The following is a 17,254-nucleotide window of genomic DNA, read 5'->3' on the forward strand; positions in this document are numbered from 1 at the left end:
GCAGTGCGCCGACAAGCACGCCCCAGCCCACGATCAGCATCGCATGTCCCCATCGACCCGGTTCATGACAGGATCTCCGGCTTGCGAAAGGCCTGGTAGCAGTGCTGATTGCGCTCCAGCGCGATCAGGCTGTGCTGGTCGAGGCCGGGAATCGTGCCGGGATGCAGCGCCGCGAGCGCCGTCACGGCCTCCGGGGGCACGGCGTTGTAAGGCGGGATATCGTTCCAGCCCAGCAGGAGGTGCCCCCCGGGACGCAGGCATGTCGCCGCCGCCGAGAACGCGGCTTCGATGTCATCGGGCGCATTGAGCCCCCAGCCCAGCACTCCGTTGCAGATCACCGCGTCCAGGCTGGCGGGGGCGAAGTGGCGTTCCAGGGTGGTCATGTCGGCGACTACGTGGCGCTGGCTCCCGAAGGGCGCTTTGGCGGGATCGACATCCAGCGTCGAGACACGCCCGCGGGTGAAGAATGCGGGATAGTCGCGCGTGTACCAGGCACACCCCACCAGCAACACATGACCGGTGCCGACATCCGCCGCCAGCGAGGGCAGGATGACCCCCTCGAGCAGTTGACGATCGCCGTAGCGATATCCCACTCGCCATCCCAGCCCATCCAGCACGCCCAACAGGTGCGCCACGGCACGATAGGTCTTCAGTCTCGCTGGCATCCGTGTCTCCCGGTATCGCGCCGTGCAGGCGCGGGCTCTCTGTAGCGTTACCGACGCCCGGGGCCACTGTCAACGCGGTCGTCGTCGCCCGCGGGCAGATGCAACCAGAAGGCGTTGACGGCCGTATCGCTCTCGCACCAGGCCTCGCCCCCATGCATCTGTGCGACGGAACGCACGATGGCCAGCCCCAGACCCCCGGTGCCCACCGGCCGGGATCGCGCCGGATCGCCGCGATAGAAACGCTCGAAGAGTCGCGCCCGCTCTGCATCGGGAATCGGTGCCCCGTGATTGACCACCCCGAGATGCCAGTCCCCGGCCTCTCGCCGCGACACCAGACGAATCTCGGTACCGCTGCGTCCATGACGCAGCGCGTTATCGATGAGGTTGGCGAGCGCCCGGCGCAGCAGGTCGAGATTGGCTGTCACCCGCCCCTGCATGTCGCTCACCAGCTCGCGACCGTCCTCGTCGGCCATGCCCTCGAAGTAGTCGCAGAGCTGCTCGGCGAGGTCTCGCAGATCGATCGTCTCACGGGGCAGCGCCCTCGCAGGCTGCTCGGTGCGTGCCAGGAACAGCATGGTCTCTATCATGCGCGACAGGCGCTCGTACTCTTCGACGTGGGAGCCCAGCAGTTGGCGGTATTCCTCTGCCGTGCGCTCCCGCTGCAGGGCCTGCTGGGTCGCCCCCAGCAGATTGCCCAGGGGCGTACGCATCTCGTGGGCCAGATCCTCGGAAAAACGCGACAGCTGGGCGAACCCTTCTTCCAGGCGCGCCAGCATCTGGTTGAGCGCGCGACTCAGCTCGCGCAGCTCCGCCGTTTCATCGTGCGCCTCCAGGCGCCGATGCAGATGCGTCACGTCGATGGTGCGCGCCCGGGCGGCCAGCCGTCTCACCGGACGCAGGCCCCGCCGCACGACGATCCAACCCAACCCGCAGGCCAGCACCGCGCCCGCCCCCATGGCGAGCCACAACCGCAGCCGATAGGCGGCCAGCATCCGCTCGCGCTCACCGAGCGTCTTGCCGGCTACCAGGGTCAAGCGCCGCCCGTCGTGTTCGAGACTACGCCAGGCCAGGCGCGTCGACTCGACGGCGGGATGCGCGCCGAGTCGCCCCTCCGGGGCCGGCGGCAGATCGGGCACCGGCAGGCCCGGTGGATTGACCTCGATCAGCGGCGCGCCCTGCGTATCGAGTATCCACAGCAGGCTCTCACGATTGCCCAGCATGTTGGCGTAGAGCAGCGGCCGGCGACGCAGCGCCGCGATGCTCTCGCCGTCGTCCAGCAGTGCCTCCATGCGTTCGAGGCGACCCTGCAGCATCTGGTCGTCGCGCCAGGCGATCTGTTCGCCCAAGGCGTGATAGAGATAGGCCCCGAGGCCGCCGAGCAATCCCAGGCTCACCAGGGCAAAGAGCAGCGACAGGCGCAGCGACAGAGAGGCCGGCACGCGCATCAACCGCGATCCTCCAGCACATAGCCCATGCCGCGCTCGGTATGGATCAGCCGACGCGCGAAGGGATCGTCCACCTTGGCCCGCAACCGCCGCACGGCCACCTCCACCACATTGGTGTCGCTGTCGAAGTTCATGCCCCACACTTCGGAGGCGATCAAGGTCCGCGATAGTACCTCGCCCTCGCGCTCGAGCAGTAGTTGCAGCAGTGCGAACTCCTTATTGGTCAGCGCCAACCGCGTCTCGCCCCGCGTCACTCGACGTTTCAACACGTCCATATGCAGCTCGGCCACCTGGAAGCGTTCCCGTTCCCGCAGCGGGCCACGGCGCAGCAGCGTTCGCACCCGCGCCAGTAGTTCGACGAACGAAAAAGGTTTGACGAGATAGTCGTCGGCGCCCAGTTCCAAGCCCTTGACGCGGTATTCCACGGCATCCCGGGCGGTCAGGAACAACACCGGCACTTGGCCATGGCGCCGGATCAGCCGCAGCAACGCCCAGCCGTCGAGCCCCGGCAGCATGACGTCGAGGATGATCAGCTCGAAGTCGGCCTCCTCGATGAGGTGCCGGCCGTCCAGCCCGTCGCGGGCCACCTCGACGCGATACCCGGCCTCACCCAGCCCCCTGGCAAGGTAGTCGGCGGTCTTGCTTTCGTCTTCCACCAGCAGGATGCGCATGCAGCAGCCTCTCGATCAATGACGCCACAGGCTAGCCCGTCGCGCGCGGGCTGCCCATTACAAAGTCGTAATCCTGCCGTCAGGCCGGCGATGGTCCGTCGCTGCCAGGATGACACCTCCATCACGACAGGAGGTCTTCTCATGTACCTACCCAGAACACTGGTTACCGCCCTCGGTCTTTGCGCCGCCGCCCCGGCCCTGGCTGCCGGCAACCCGCTGAGCGTACACGTGCTCGACATCCAGTCCGGTCAGCCGTCGCCGGGCGTCGAGGTCCAGCTCGAGAAGCGCACCGAGAGCGGCTGGAAGTCGCTGGCCACCGGTATCACGGCCGAGTCCGGCCGCATCTCGGCACTCTATCCCGATGACCGAGCCTTTACCCCGGGTGTCTATCGCGTGACCTTCGAAACCGGTGACTGGTTCGCCGAACACGATACTCAGACCTTCTTCCCCGAGATCCCGGTCCCCTTCGAAGTGACCGATACCTCGCAGCACTACCATATTCCGTTGCTGCTGAGCCCCTACGGTTATTCCACCTACCGCGGCAGTTGAAGCCGCGTCAGCCCGCCGAAAGCAAGAAGCCTCCGGTCTTGGCCGGAGGCTTCTTTGCATCGTGACGACGGTCGCCGGGCGATCAAGCCGCTGCACGGGCCTTGCGAATACGCTCGTAAGCGTTGCCGATCTCGCTCGTACGCTCCTTGGCCACCTCGCGCATGCTCTCCGGCATGCCCTTGGCGGCAAGCTTGTCGGGATGGTTCTCGCTCATCAAGCGGCGATAGGCCTTCTTGACCTCGGCGTCGCTGGCATCGGACGACACGCCCAACACCTGGTAGGCCTTTTCCAGCGAGGGGCCGGACTCGGCCGCGGCGCCGGCCGCACCGCCACCACGCAGCATGGCCTCGATCTGTTCGATCTCGGCTTCGCTGCAGCCCAGCCCGCGTGCCACGCGCAGCAGCATGTCGTGTTCGGCGGGATGCAACTGGCCATCGGCGGCGATCGCCGAAAGCTGAACCTGAAGGAACATCTGCAACAGCGCGCGTTGCCCACCGGTCACGCGCCGCACCGTGGCCAGCTCGGCATCGAGATCGAAATCGTCGGCCTGGCCGCGTTCGAAGGCCGCCTTGGCGCGCTCGCGCTGGTCCTCGCTCAGACGTAGACGCTGGTAAAGCGCCTCCAGGACGCGCAACTCATCACCGCTCACATCGCCATCCGCCTTGCACACGCAGCCCATGACCGCAAACGTCGAGTCGAGGAACTGGCCCTGCAGTTGCGCAAGTTTGGAGACGACGACACGGCGTACCAGACGCCGCGCGACCCAATACCCCAGCAGGGCACCGATGATCAGACCCGGCAATTTCCCGAACATGAAGCCGAGCCCGGCCCCAATCAAAATGGCGATCAGCATGAGCTTTCCGTCTTGTTGCTAAGTGTCAGTCATCGTGTTGCGGCGCATCCCAGCGCTGGCGTACCGCGGCCTCGATACCCTCGGCATCGAGGCCGCATGCCGCCAGTAACTCGGCGGGCTTGCCATGCTCGACGAAGGCATCCGGCAAGCCGAGGTTCAATACCTCGACCTGGACACCCTCGGCGGCCAAGAGTTCATTGACGCCGCTCCCCGCACCGCCGGCGACGACGCTCTCCTCGAGGGTCACCAGCAGCCGGTGGTCACGCGCCGCCGCGAGGATCGCCTCACGATCCAGTGGCTTCACGCTGCGCATGTTGAGGTGCGTGGCATCGAGACGCTCCGCCACCTCGGTGGCGGGGCCGTTCATGCTGCCGAACGCCAGCAGCGCCACGCCGTCCTGCGCGCCGCTGCGCCGTGTCTCGGCCTCGCCGATGGGCAGCGCCTCCAGGTTCGACGCCACCTGCGTGCCGGGGCCGGTGCCGCGCGGATAGCGCACCGCCGCCGGGCCTTCGTGATGATAGGCGGCACTCAGCATGGCACGGCACTCGGCCTCATCGGCGGGCGCCAGCACGACCATGCCGGGAATGCAGCGCAGATAAGAAAGATCCAGCGCGCCATGGTGCGTGGGGCCGTCCTCACCGACCACGCCGGCACGATCGATGGCGAAGGTCACATCGAGCGCCTGCACCGCCACATCATGAATCAACTGATCATAGCCACGCTGCAGGAAGGTCGAATAGATCGCCACCACCGGCTTCATGCTCTCGCACGCCATGCCCGCTGCCAACGTCACCGCGTGCTGCTCGGCGATCGCCACATCGTAGTAGCGCTCGGGATACTCGCGCGAGAAGCGAATCAGGTCGGAACCTTCGCGCATCGCCGGCGTGATGCCGATCAGGCGCGCATCCGCCGCCGCCATGTCGCAGAGCCACTCGCCGAAGACGTTGCAATACTTGCGCGGCTGGGGCTGGGGCTGGGCTTCCGGCGCCGCCGTGGCCGCGTTGGGCGAGCGCGGCTCTTTTTTGGGCGGCGGCTCGCTGGTGGTCTTCTCGAGCTTGGTGATGGCGTGGTAACCGATGGGATCGGCCTCGGCGGGGCGAAAACCGCGTCCCTTGCAGGTCTTGATATGCAGGAACTGCGGCCCCTCCAGGTTCGCCATGTTGCCCAGTGTCTGCACCAAGGTCGGCAAATCGTGACCGTCGATGGGGCCGATGTAGTTGAAGCCCATCTCCTCGAACAGGGTCGCCGGGCTGACCATGCCCTTGACGTGCTCTTCGGTACGCCGGGCCAGCTCCAGCGCGCCCGGCAGGTGCGAGAGCACGCGCTTGCTGTTCTCGCGCATCACCGTGTACGGCTTGCTGACCAGGATACGTGCCAGGTAACTGGCCATGCCGCCGACGTTCTCGGAGATCGACATCTCGTTGTCGTTGAGAATCACCAGCATGTTGGCATCGACATGGCCGGCATGCGCCAACGCCTCGAACGACATGCCGGCGCTCAAGGCACCGTCGCCGATCACCGCGCAGACACGGCGCTTCTCGCCCTTGGTCCGCGCCGCCAGTGCCATGCCCAGCGCTGCGGAGATCGAGGTGCTCGAGTGGCCGACACCAAAGGTGTCGTAAGGCGATTCGTCGCGCTTGGGAAACGCCGCCAATCCGCCAAATTGCCGGATCGTCGCCATCTGCTCGCGGCGCCCGGTGAGGATCTTGTGCGGATACGCCTGATGCCCCACGTCCCAGACCAGGCGGTCATGCGGTGTGTCGAGGATATGGTGCAAGGCGACGGTCAACTCGACCACGCCCAGCCCCGCGCCGAAGTGGCCGCCGGTACAGCCGACACTGTAGAGCAGGTAAGCACGCAGCTCGTCGGCCAGTTCTCGCAACTGCGCCGTCTTGAAATCGTGTAACGCCGCCGGAGACTCGAGGGTATCGAGCATCGGCGTGGCCGGACGTTCGGCAGGAATCTCGTCGAACAGCTTCATAAGCGTCTTCTACAACCGATCAGTGATCGCGGTCGATCATATGGCGGGCCAAGTCGGCCAGAGGAAAGGCTTGCTCGCCCAGGGGCACCAGCGCGTCCAGCGCCTCATCGAGCAGGCCATGCGCCTTGGCACGGGCGCCTTCCAGGCCGAGCAGAGCCGGATAAGTAGGTTTGGCACGCGCCGCATCGGCACCGGTCGCCTTACCCAGGGTGGCGGCGTCGCCAGCGACATCGAGGATGTCATCCTGAATCTGGAACGCCAAGCCGATGGCCGTCGCGTAGGCATCCAAGGCCGCTACGCGGGGATCATCTTCATCGACGGCCGCCAGGGCACCGAGCCGTACCGCAGCACGGATCAGGGCACCGGTCTTGTAGCCGTGCATGGTGGCCAGGGCATCGACGTCCAGGCGTCCGCCCACGGCGGAAAGGTCCAGCGCTTGCCCGGCGGCCATGCCCTCGCGTCCCGAGGCGTTGGCCAGCACACGCACCATCGCGCCCAGACGCGGCGGACGTGCCTCGGCCAGCACCTCGAAGGCCAGCGATTGCAGTGCATCGCCGGTCAGGATGGCCATGGCCTCGTTGTAGACACGATGCACGGTGGGACGCCCGCGACGCATGTCGTCGTCGTCCATGGCCGGCAAATCATCGTGGATCAGCGAGTAGGCGTGGATCAGTTCGATGGCCGCCGCGGGCGCATCCAGCACGCCATCCTCGGCGCTCAGTGCACGCCCGGCGGCATACACCAGCACCGGGCGCAGGCGCTTGCCGCCGCCCAGCACGCCGTAGCGCATGGCAGCGTCTAGCTCACCAGCAACCGGTGCGCGGTCGAAAATCTGCGCCAGCACCTGCTCGGTACGCGTGCGCGCCGTGGTGATAATGTCACGCTCCGCCAGAGGTTCAACGCTCACCATCGGCCTCCCCGGCATCGAAAGGCACCTCGTGGAAACTGCCGTCGGGTTGCTCCAGCAGTGCCTTGACGCGCAGCTCGGCGTTTTCCAGGCGCTGCTGGGCGTCACGCGTCAGGTGCACGCCGCGCTCGAACGCCACCAGAGAGGCTTCCAACGACAGCTCACCCGACTCCAGCTGAGCGACCAGCGATTCCAGACGTGCCAGCGTGGCCGCAAAATCCTCCGGGGCGGCGTCCTGACCATCCGTTTCGTCGGACTGGGCGACATCGCCGACCGATGCATCCTTTTCCACCATGGCGCTTCTCGCTCATCCGTGCGGACCGATGCCACGGCCCGGCTTGCCAAGAGTTGGCCCCACAGTATACACCCAAGCCCCGGGGATGCGTCTGCCCCGACGTGGCCGCAAGCCTCGCCGGTGAAAACGCATTCATGCCCAAGGTGCAGCGATTTCATCCTCAAACAGGCCGCCTGTGCTACGATATGGCCCCTGTCATTGGGCGGTCCCCACCTTGTTGCTTACCTCGGGGCGCCCCATTGGACAGGCCACCACCATACCGATAGACATACGTCGCATCAGTCGACGAAAGGGTTGAACCGACAATGGCCAAGACGTCTCTGGACAAGAGCAAGATCAAGATTCTGCTGCTCGAGGGCATTCACCAGTCCGCCGTGGACAACCTCCTGAATGCCGGTTACACCAACATCGAAACGCTCTCAACTTCCTTGTCCGAGGACGAGCTGGTCGAGAAGATCCGCGACGTTCACTTCATCGGCCTGCGTTCGCGTACCCAACTCACCGAGCGCGTGTTCGCCGCTGCCGAGAAGCTGACCGCCGTGGGCTGCTTCTGCATCGGCACCAACCAGGTCGATCTCAATGCTGCCCTCGAACGCGGCATCCCGGTCTTCAATGCACCATATTCCAATACCCGTTCCGTGGCCGAGCTGGTCCTCGCCGAAGCCATCATGCTGCTGCGCGGTATCCCGGAGAAGTCGATCCGCGCTCATCAAGGCGGCTGGCTGAAGTCAGCCAAGAATGCCCACGAGGCACGTGGCAAGACGCTGGGGATCATCGGCTACGGCAGCATCGGCGCCCAGCTCTCGGTACTCGCCGAATCGCTGGGCTTCGATGTCCTCTATTACGACGTGATCACCAAGCTGGCCATGGGCAATGCCCGCCAGGTGGGCTCGCTCGAGGAACTGCTGGCACGCGCCGACGTCGTCAGTCTGCACGTCCCCGATGTGCCGTCCACGCGCTGGATGATCGGCCGCGATCAACTGGCATTGATGAAGCAGAACGCCATCTTCATCAACGCCTCGCGCGGCACCGTGGTGGACATCGAAGCCCTGGCGGAGGTGCTCGAGAGCGGCAAGCTGCTCGGCGCGGCCATCGACGTCTTTCCCGTCGAACCCAAGGGCAGCAACGATGAATTCGTCTCGCCGTTGCGCGGCAAGGACAATGTCATCCTCACGCCGCACATCGGCGGCTCGACCCTGGAAGCCCAGGAAAACATCGGTATCGAGGTCTCCGAGAAGCTGATCACCTATTCCGACAACGGCACCACCATCACCTCGGTCAACTTCCCCGAGGTCGCGCTGCCCGCCCATCCGGACAAGCATCGCCTGTTGCACATCCACGAGAACGTGCCGGGCGTGATGTCCGAGATCAACAAGGTGCTCGGCGACGAAGGCATCAACATCTCGGCGCAGTACCTGCAGACCAACAGCGGCGTCGGTTACGTGGTCATCGATGTCGACAAGGCCTACGGCCCCAAGGCGCTGGAAGCGCTCAAGCGCGTCAACCACACCTTGCGCCTGCGCGTGCTCTACTCCGAGAGCAACTTCGAGGCTTGAGGCACGCTGACTGCACAACGCAAAACGGCCCCTCCACGGAGGGGCCGTTTTCATGGAGCATGTCTGATGCCACGCCATGAGGAGCGTGCAGCGCTCAAGGCGTTTCCGCAGAACGCGAGATGTCCGCCGGGTTGCTGGTCGGCCCGCTTTGCGGTACGCCGGCCTTGACCTCACGTTGACCGTTGTCATAAGTATTGACCGTGCAGCCGGCAAGCCCCGCCACCAGTAGCACGACACCTGCCATTGCCAATAGATAACGCATGAGTTCCCTCTTTTATCGCTTATCGATCCCGAGCCCACCGGCCGCCGCCTTCGACCAGTGAGCCATTGATGCGCCGCGCTTAGAACGCGACTTCCATACCAGCGTAGACGGTCCGCCCCGGCGCCGTATCGAAATAGCGCTCATTGGTCGCATTGATGATCACGTTGGCGAAATGCTCTTGAGCGAAGAGATTACGGATACCCATGTAGCCCTTGAGCAAGGTATCGCCGCCCAGGTGCCAACCATCGCCGGCGCGTAGATTCACTAGCCAGTAGTCGTCGACCTGCACATCGTTGGCGTCGTCCGCCACCATGTCACCGATGTACTGTGCCTCGAGCGTCGCAAAGCGCTCATCGAGCCCTTCCCACGTCAACTGATTGATCCAGGTTTGCTCTGGCAACCCGGGGATGCGATTGCCATCGTAGTTATTACCATTGACGACGTAATCATCGTATTCGTAACGCGCCAGCGTCAGCGCGCTATCGATCCGCCAACGCGGTGTCAGCTGCCAGCCCAGCGAGGTTTCGATCCCCTCATGGTGACTCTTGCCAGCGTTGCGATAGAAACCACGCCCATCATCGCCTTGATAGGACACCAATGAGTCCCTTACGCGAGTCGAAAATACGGCAACATCATAATCGAGCCCGTTGGCGAAATGGCCCCGCAACCCGATTTCACGGTTCCAAGCCTTTTGCGGTTCGATACCCGGATTGAAGCCGCCACCGCCGTAAGGATTAGCGAATTCGGAGAACGTCGGCGTCTCGAAGGACGTACCGGTGGACAGATAGACCTGATGCGTGGGGAGGTAACGGAAGCTTAGTCCTGCACTACCACTCCATTGGCGGAACGTCCGCTCGCCACTGTCATCGCCTGGGCCAGGGTTGCTTGCGTCGGCAAAATAATGATCATCTATATCGAACGTAATTCGATCATAACGGGCGCCCAGCGATAGCATCCAGCGCTCGGTCAAATCCAGATCGCCCTGTAAAAAAACACCAAGAGACGTCGCTTGCTGGGTTTCCTCAGCAGTCCGGCCCTGATGAACGCCGTCGATACTAACGGCTTCTCGATAACGGGCATCCTCCTGACGCGCTACATCCACACCCGCTACATACGTCAGCGGCATTTCACCGAGCGAGAGTGTCTGATGGTATTCGGCACTGCCACCATAGTAGTCGCGCTCATAGGCGACGAAATTGTCATCGCCGGCGTAAGCCAACTGTTGCTGATAGTCACGATGCAAATAAAAGCCCTTGAGGTAGAGCTCGCCAGGTCCCGCATCAAGGTCTTCGTACTGCAGGCCGATCACCTGCTGATCGACTTCTTGGCCAGAGTCTATTCGCGTCGGCGAATAATATGCGCTGTCGGTAGTCCCTTCGCGGTCCTCGTTGACCAGTTCGCGGGTCATGCCGCCCGGGTCTTCAGCATAGGGGCTGTCGAGCAGGTTGACGATGGCGGTGAGCGCGCGGTCGTCGCCAAATTCACGACGCAGTTTGCCGTTGAACAAGTATTTCTCGGCGGCGCTATGCTCGCGATAACCGTCTGTCTTCAGCGCCGAGAAGCTCACGTGGTGCGACCAGGGGCCTTCGACGCCGCCATTGCTGACCGAGGCCTTGCGATAGCCGTTGCTCCCCACCCCGAGACGCACGTTGCTGCCTGGATCATCACGCCCCGTCGCGGTGGTCACGCTGATCACGCCGCCTGCAGCGTTGCCGTACTGCACCGACGCCGGGCCACGAATCACCTCGATACGCTGGGCACTATCCAGATCGATGGCATCGGTCTGCGCCTGCCCATCCGGCAAGGTGTAAGGAATGCCATCGACCATCAGCGTGATGCCGCGCACCCCCCAAGGCGTACGCGCACCGAAGCCACGAATGGCAATGCGTTCGCCCTGGGCGAAGTTATAGCGGTTCTGCAGGTACACGCCGGGCACGGTCACCAGCGACTCGTCGAGCCGTACGCGCTGCTGGCCTCGCGCGATGTCTTCGCGATCGATTACAGACACGGCAGAAGGCGTGGCATAGAGCTCGCGATCGAGGCGTGGAGCCGTGACTTCCATTACCTCAGGTGCGGAGGATTGGGAGAAGGCAACGCCGGAAACGCTCAAGGCGCCCAGCAACAAGGAAGTTTGGAGATAACGATGGATCATGGCGATATCGACAGGTCGGGTCTACGGGAAGACGAGAAGCCGCCGGTAGACGAATTCATTAAGCGGGGGCGCATATTAGCATATCATACGCACCCCCGCCTTAAGTCTAATCGCCATTTCACACATCGCATGTTTGAACCACTCAAAAGTGTGTCGCCATCACCTCCGTTACCTCCAGCGACGCATCGACACACAACACGCGACGCCATTTATCGAACGTCAGGCAGGGATGCGACGTGCCAAAGGCGATCACATCGCCTACGGCGATATCGGCGTCCTCGGGAAGCGCGAGGAATACATGCTGATCCATGATATGCGTCGTCCGCCAGCCACTGACGTCAAACCATGGCTCGCCCTCCGTTCCCCATGGGTAACGGCGCAGCGGCAATGGTAAATCCGGCTCATGGCCGATATCGCGCTTGCCCAGCGCGATGATCGCCAACCCCGGCTCGGGTAACGACTGCACATGGGCAAAGACCTCGAGCGCAGGCTGCAGCTCACCCTCAAGCCCCGGATGACGTGCTTTCACGTTCGCCATCGCGCCGGCATAGAGCTTGTGATCGTGCACCACATAGCACCCTGGCCGCAGCACCGGTGTGTAGTGCTCACGCAATGCTGCCTGGTCGAAGGCCTCGGCGATCAGATCGAACCACTTGGAGCCGGAGGCCGTGACGATCGGCGCCTCGCATTGAAGCACGCCGCTGGCCTGCAACGTCCGCACGGTGTCGACCAACCGCTTGCCGTAGGCACATACTGACGCGGCCTCGTCGCCACCGGCGATCATGCCCTCGTAACCTTCGATGCCAACGAGCGCCAGCGCTGGTTGCTCGGCGATCGCCGCGACCAGCGTCTCGACCTGTTCGGCGGTGCGGCAACCGCAGCGGCCGCCGTCGACACCCAGCTCGATCAATACATTCAATATCAAACCGCGTTCGGCAAAAAATGCCCCCAAATCGCGCACGTTATCGGCACCGTCCACCACGCAGCAATACGCCAGCCCCGCCTCGATGGCATCCGCCACCAGCGCCATGTTCGGCCGACCGACCAGCTGATTGACCATCAGCACGCGGTCGATGCCATGGGCATGCGCCGCCACCGTCTGCACCGCCGTCGCCAGCGTGATCCCCCAGGCTCCTGACGCGATCTGCCGCTTGAACAACGCCGGGGCCATGGTGGTCTTGCCGTGCGGGGCCAGCTTGGCACCGTGCTCATCGGCGAAGCGTTGCATCCACGCCAGGTTGTGGGTCAACGGCGCCTCGAAGACCACCGCCGCCGGCAGCGGCACATCATGTAGCAGATGCGCCGGACGTGATAGCGGCGTGCCTTTTTCCACAGGCGATGGCTTGAATTCGGGCATCGTATTCTCCTTACCTGACGGTTTTTGTATGCGTTTCGATGATCATCGAGAGCGGCATCCTGCCACAGATGCATCCCCCTTCTGGAATGCGTAAAATACGCCCCCTTGGCACTCGCCAACGATTCACCCGGTCCGTCCTTTACGGGGACGATTACCAGGAGACAAGCATGACCCAACCGCACGACACGCCGCCCATCGTGGTCGCGGCGCTCTATCAGTTCGTCACTCTCGACGATTACGAAGCCCTGCGCGAGCCCCTGCTCAAAACGATGCGCGCCCACGACGTGAAAGGTACCTTGCTGCTCGCCTTTGAGGGCATCAACGGCACCGTTTCCGGTACGCGCGAGAGCATCGACGCGCTGCTTGCCTGGCTGCGCGCCGACCCGCGCTTGGCCGCGGTCGACCACAAGGAATCCTACTGCGACGCGCATCCGTTCTATCGCACCAAGGTCAAGCTCAAGCGCGAGATCGTCACCCTCGGCGTCGACGGGGTGGATCCCAACCAGACGGTCGGCACCTATGTCGAACCCGAGGATTGGAACGATGTCATCGCCGACCCGGAAGTGCTGGTCATCGACACGCGCAACGATTACGAAGTGGAAATCGGCTCGTTCGAGGGCGCCATCGACCCGCAGACCAAGACGTTCCGTGAGTTCCCGGATTACGTGAAGGCGCACTACGATCCCGCCAAGCACAAAAAGGTAGCGATGTTCTGCACCGGCGGCATCCGCTGCGAAAAGGCTTCCAGCTTCATGCTCAATGAGGGCTTCGAAGAGGTATATCACCTCAAGGGCGGCATTCTGAGCTATCTGGAAAAGGTCCCCGAGGAACAGTCACGCTGGCAGGGCGAGTGCTTCGTTTTCGACAACCGCGTGACCGTGCGCCACGACCTCGCCGAGGGCGAATTCGAACAGTGCCACGCCTGCCGCCGGCCGATCTCCGAGGCCGACATGGCCTCCGCGAAATACGAGCCCGGCGTGAGCTGCCCGCATTGCTGGGACAGCCTGCCGGAGAAGACCCGCAACAGCGCCCGCGAACGCCAGCGTCAGATCGAGCTTGCCAAGCAACGCGGCGAGCCGCATCCGCTGGGGCGCGACCCGCGCCAGATATGAAAGCGGGCAGCTAGAGCTACCGGACAGGATTGAACCAGCACGACAAGGCCCCGTACTGCGGGGCCTTGTCGTTCATGGCAGGCCATGTGATCTTGTTGAAGCATACAGAACCGTCAAAAACGCGCTCGCGCGCCTTGCATAAAGAGAGACCACCTCGTGATGTCCGTCGCCGAACTGCTCGAACAACTACGCTTGCTAGATGCAATCCGAGCGTATCGAGGCCAAGCGCGGCAGAGCCATGGGCAAGTCGATGCTGGAGACCACTTGCGCCTTCGCCAACGAGCCAGGACTGGATGGGGGTTACCCGCTGCTGGGCGTGGCCGATGACGACCAAGGCCATTATCAGGTCGAGGGCATCGATGATCCCGATCGTCTATTGAATGACCTGCATTCGGCCTGCGCCAGCAAGTTCAACGTGCCTATTCGTGTACAAGCCAACACCGAGCTGGTCGAAGGCAAGCGCGTGATTGCCGTTTATGTGGCAGAGGCGCGTCCCGGCGACAAACCGATCTATTTTCAGGCCTCGGCGCTACCCAGAGCAGCCTGGCGGCGAGGACCAAACGGCGATTACCGCTGCAACAGCGATGATCTGGAGGTTCTTTATCAGCAGCGTGCCCAGCTCGAATTTGACCGCTCGATACTGGAAGCTGCCACGCTCGAGGATATCGACCCTGACGCCGTCGAGGACTACCGCCGCGACCGGCGTGCCACCAACGAGTTGGCCGAAGAGCTCCACTACACCGACGAGGAACTTCTGGAAGCGCTGGGCGCTGTCACGCGCCAGCGTGGCGAACTGAAGCCGACCCTGGCCGGCACCTTGCTGTTCGGCCGACGGATTGCACTCAGACGCTTATTGCCCGCCCAGCGAGTGGACTATATCCGGGTGCCCGGCAAGGAGTGGATCGACGATCCCGACCAACGTTTCACCACCTTGGACATGCGCGATACCTTGCCGCGCCTGATCAATCGCGCTGCGGCAACGGTCATGGATGACTTGCCCACCGCTTTTCACCTGCCCCAAGGCAGCCAACAGCGCAGCGATACGCCGCTAATTCCCGCCAAAGTAATTCGTGAGGCCATCGTCAATGCGCTGATGCACCGCAACTACCGGCGTCACGAGCCGGTGCAGATTATCCGCTTCAGCAACCGCATCGAGATTCATAACCCCGGCTATTCATTAAAGCCCGAGGAACAGCTAGGTCAGCCAGGTAGTGCTTGGCGCAACCCGACACTGGCCGCCGTACTGCACGAGACACGCTATGCAGAAACCAAAGGCAGCGGCATTCGTGTCATGCGTCGCCATATGGAACAAGCTGGGCTGACGCCGCCGGTCTTCGAGTCTCAGCGTCATGAAGATCGCTTCATGGCCACTCTGCTGTTTGTACATTTCCTGGACGAAGAAGCTGTTGAGTGGTTAAAACACTTCCGACATCTACAGCTTATGGAAGAAGAGTGCCGTGCCCTGCTGCTGGTTCGCGAAACCGGCCGTATCACTAACGCAGACTATCGCGCCCAGAGCCGCGTCGATACGCTGACAGCCAGTCAGCACTTGGTGCGGTTGCGTGACCTGGGGCTGCTGACACAGATTCCTAAAGGCTCAGCAACCTATTACGTTCCGGGTGAACGCTTTCCAAATGAAATGGATCTTACCGACGACCTTTTCGGCTTATCTCCGGAGTCCGGCGGCTTATCTCCGGAGTCCGACGGCTTATCTCCGGAGTCCGACAGCTTATCTCCGGAGTCCGACAGCTTATCGACCGCACCGCGGACAGAGCTTCTGGCAGAGCTACCGGAGCCTCTAGCCCAACAGTTGAGCGAGTTGGGACAAAGAACCCGCGATACATCACGCATAAGGAACGTGATCGTCTCACTTTGTGCTCTTCGGCCATACCGAGTCAGCGAGCTTGCCCTTTTGTTGCAACGCAACCCAGAATATATTCAAAAACAGTACCTTAACTCGCTTCGCTGAGAAGACTTATTGACTTATCTCTACCTAGACGACCCTAACCGCCCCGATCAGGCCTATCTCGCGACGCATGCTCAAGGAAAGCAGGATGAATAAACAAGCCCTCACCAATGAAGCCTAGGGCTTCTCCTAACACTACGCACTCACGACAGCGTAATGACGATCCCCCCGAGCGCCAGGATGGCCACCACCGCCCAGGCCGGCCATTTCCAGACGCTCAAGAGCAGAAAGCCCGTCAATGCCAAGGCAAACTCGGAAGAGCCGATAATCACACTGGTCCACACCAGCTGGTAGAGCGCGGCCCCCAAAATGCCCACCACGGCGGCATTCGCGCCTCGCATCAATGACTGTACGCGTTCCAGGCGCCTGAAACCGTTCCAGTAGGGCAGCACGGCCACCAGCAATGCGAGCCCCGGCAAGAAGATCATGATGAGCGCCAAGGCCGCACCGAGCAGCGGCACGGACCACGCCCCCATCTCGGCGCCGAGGTACGCTGCAAAGGTGAATAGCGGCCCAGGGATCGCTTGGGCGGCGCCATATCCCGCGAGAAAACGATCGGGCGTGACCCAGCCCGACTGGACGACCTCACTTTCCAGCAGCGGGAGCACCACATGCCCGCCCCCGAAGACCAGCGCACCGGCCCGGTAGAAGGCGTCCGCCATCGACAGCACCGGGGACGACGACACCCAGGCCAGCCCAGGCAGCCCGATCAGCAGCGTGACGAAACACACCGCGGCGATTCGGGCGGCGCGTCGAGACACCGGGAAGTGCAAGTCTCGCGACACTGGGCCACCCTGATCTCGGCACAACAGCATACCGCCCACCGCACCGGCGAGAATGGCCGCGATCATTCCCACCGGACCACCGATCAGCACGACGATCAGCAGCGCCGCCAGCGCAATGCCGGCACGCCGCTGATCCGGACACAGCTTGTGCGCCATGCCCCAGACGGCGTGGGCGATGATCGCCACGGCCGCCACCTTGAGACCATGCAGGATACCCTCGCTGATCGGCCCATCGAGGGCCGCGGCCCCTGACGCGAACAGCACCAGCACCAGGGCCGAAGGCAGGGTGAAGGCCGTCCAGGCAGCCACAGCTCCCCATCCCCCACCTCGCAACAGTCCCAGAGCGAAGCCGACCTGACTGCTGGCGGGGCCCGGGAGAAACTGACACAGCGCCACCAGATCCGCGTAATCCGCTTCCGACAACCAGCGGCGACGCGTGACGAACTCGGCACGGAAATACCCCAGATGGGCAATGGGGCCACCGAAGGCGGTCAGCCCCAGCACCAGAAAGGCAAAGAAGACTTCCTTGATACGTGCGATGGAATGGCGAGCATCTCGCATGGAACCGGCTCCCGAACAAGCGGATGAGGAGAAACCAGCGCTCACCGTGCCCGCCCTTACCGTTGAACACCACCAAGGCGCAGCGCGTGCTTATAAACTCACGCGGTTCTCGAACAGACATTCGTCGCAATATGAGC

15 protein-coding genes are annotated in these 17,254 nt (G+C 63.2%); 4 read left to right on the forward strand and 11 right to left on the reverse strand.

Annotated elements, in window-relative coordinates; all coding sequences use genetic code 11:
* Positions 1-62 precede the first annotated feature (62 nt).
* The 3 genes from C8E00_RS10640 to C8E00_RS10650 are packed head-to-tail and all read right to left on the reverse strand — an operon-like array spanning position 63 to position 2,781.
* On the reverse strand, positions 63-665 hold the full coding sequence (locus C8E00_RS10640) for a class I SAM-dependent methyltransferase (RefSeq protein WP_133697480.1): 603 nt from the start codon (positions 663-665) through the stop codon (positions 63-65).
* A 47-nt stretch (positions 666-712) separates the two neighbouring features.
* Complete coding sequence (locus tag C8E00_RS10645; RefSeq protein WP_133697481.1) at positions 713-2,110, reverse strand: heavy metal sensor histidine kinase; 1,398 nt, start codon at positions 2,108-2,110, stop codon at positions 713-715.
* Positions 2,110-2,781, reverse strand: a complete 672-nt coding sequence (locus tag C8E00_RS10650) for a heavy metal response regulator transcription factor (RefSeq protein WP_133697482.1) — start codon at positions 2,779-2,781, stop codon at positions 2,110-2,112. The genes C8E00_RS10645 and C8E00_RS10650 overlap by 1 nt, the downstream gene beginning before the upstream one ends.
* Positions 2,782-2,922: 141 nt before the next feature.
* On the opposite strand from C8E00_RS10650, the gene uraH reads away from it, so the two are divergent.
* Positions 2,923-3,330, forward strand: coding sequence for a hydroxyisourate hydrolase (gene uraH / locus C8E00_RS10655; RefSeq protein ID WP_133697483.1), 408 nt, complete (start codon positions 2,923-2,925; stop codon positions 3,328-3,330).
* A gap of 82 nt (positions 3,331-3,412) precedes the next feature.
* Here the strand turns inward: uraH and djlA are convergent, their stop codons facing one another.
* The 4 genes from djlA to C8E00_RS10675 are packed head-to-tail and all read right to left on the reverse strand — an operon-like array spanning position 3,413 to position 7,366.
* A complete protein-coding gene (gene djlA / locus C8E00_RS10660; protein WP_133697484.1) occupies positions 3,413-4,183 on the reverse strand; it encodes a co-chaperone DjlA in 771 nt (256 codons plus the stop codon).
* Positions 4,184-4,208: 25 nt separating this feature from the next.
* Positions 4,209-6,164, reverse strand: a complete 1,956-nt coding sequence (gene dxs / locus C8E00_RS10665; RefSeq protein WP_133697485.1) for a 1-deoxy-D-xylulose-5-phosphate synthase — start codon at positions 6,162-6,164, stop codon at positions 4,209-4,211.
* A 19-nt stretch (positions 6,165-6,183) separates the two neighbouring features.
* Positions 6,184-7,074, reverse strand: coding sequence for a (2E,6E)-farnesyl diphosphate synthase (gene ispA, locus C8E00_RS10670; RefSeq protein ID WP_133697486.1), 891 nt, complete (start codon positions 7,072-7,074; stop codon positions 6,184-6,186).
* Positions 7,061-7,366: an exodeoxyribonuclease VII small subunit gene (locus C8E00_RS10675; RefSeq protein WP_133697487.1), complete on the reverse strand. Its 306-nt coding sequence runs from the start codon at positions 7,364-7,366 to the stop codon at positions 7,061-7,063. The genes ispA and C8E00_RS10675 overlap by 14 nt, the downstream gene beginning before the upstream one ends.
* Before the next feature lie 305 nt (positions 7,367-7,671).
* Here C8E00_RS10675 and serA point away from each other — a divergent pair, with 305 nt between their 5' ends.
* Entirely contained in the window at positions 7,672-8,922 is a 1,251-nt protein-coding gene (gene serA / locus C8E00_RS10680) for a phosphoglycerate dehydrogenase (RefSeq protein ID WP_133697488.1), read from the forward strand.
* Between the two features lie 94 nt (positions 8,923-9,016).
* Here serA and C8E00_RS16625 read toward each other — a convergent pair whose 3' ends face one another.
* The 3 genes from C8E00_RS16625 to C8E00_RS10690 form a co-directional block, all read right to left on the reverse strand.
* The gene (locus tag C8E00_RS16625; RefSeq protein WP_166638303.1) at positions 9,017-9,184 is read right to left on the reverse strand and encodes a hypothetical protein; all 168 of its coding nucleotides are present in this window, start codon (positions 9,182-9,184) and stop codon (positions 9,017-9,019) included.
* Positions 9,185-9,263: 79 nt separating this feature from the next.
* The gene (locus C8E00_RS10685) at positions 9,264-11,336 is read right to left on the reverse strand and encodes a TonB-dependent receptor family protein (protein ID WP_133697489.1); all 2,073 of its coding nucleotides are present in this window, start codon (positions 11,334-11,336) and stop codon (positions 9,264-9,266) included.
* 142 nt (positions 11,337-11,478) lie between these two features.
* Positions 11,479-12,693 carry an amino acid deaminase gene (locus C8E00_RS10690; protein ID WP_133697490.1) on the reverse strand — a complete coding sequence of 405 codons (1,215 nt, stop codon included), beginning with the start codon at positions 12,691-12,693 and terminating at the stop codon, positions 11,479-11,481.
* 167 nt (positions 12,694-12,860) lie between these two features.
* On the opposite strand from C8E00_RS10690, the gene trhO reads away from it, so the two are divergent.
* Both trhO and C8E00_RS10700 read left to right on the forward strand, forming a co-directional pair.
* Positions 12,861-13,805 carry an oxygen-dependent tRNA uridine(34) hydroxylase TrhO gene (trhO, locus tag C8E00_RS10695; protein ID WP_133697491.1) on the forward strand — a complete coding sequence of 315 codons (945 nt, stop codon included), beginning with the start codon at positions 12,861-12,863 and terminating at the stop codon, positions 13,803-13,805.
* A gap of 199 nt (positions 13,806-14,004) precedes the next feature.
* Positions 14,005-15,774: an ATP-binding protein gene (locus C8E00_RS10700; protein WP_208291915.1), complete on the forward strand. Its 1,770-nt coding sequence runs from the start codon at positions 14,005-14,007 to the stop codon at positions 15,772-15,774.
* 140 nt (positions 15,775-15,914) lie between these two features.
* On the opposite strand, the gene chrA is transcribed toward C8E00_RS10700, so the two are convergent.
* Positions 15,915-17,117, reverse strand: coding sequence for a chromate efflux transporter (gene chrA, locus C8E00_RS10705; protein WP_133697492.1), 1,203 nt, complete (start codon positions 17,115-17,117; stop codon positions 15,915-15,917).
* Positions 17,118-17,254 lie beyond the last annotated feature (137 nt).

The sequence above is a fragment of the Chromohalobacter marismortui genome (assembly GCF_004364315.1).
Taxonomy (GTDB): domain Bacteria; phylum Pseudomonadota; class Gammaproteobacteria; order Pseudomonadales; family Halomonadaceae; genus Chromohalobacter; species Chromohalobacter marismortui.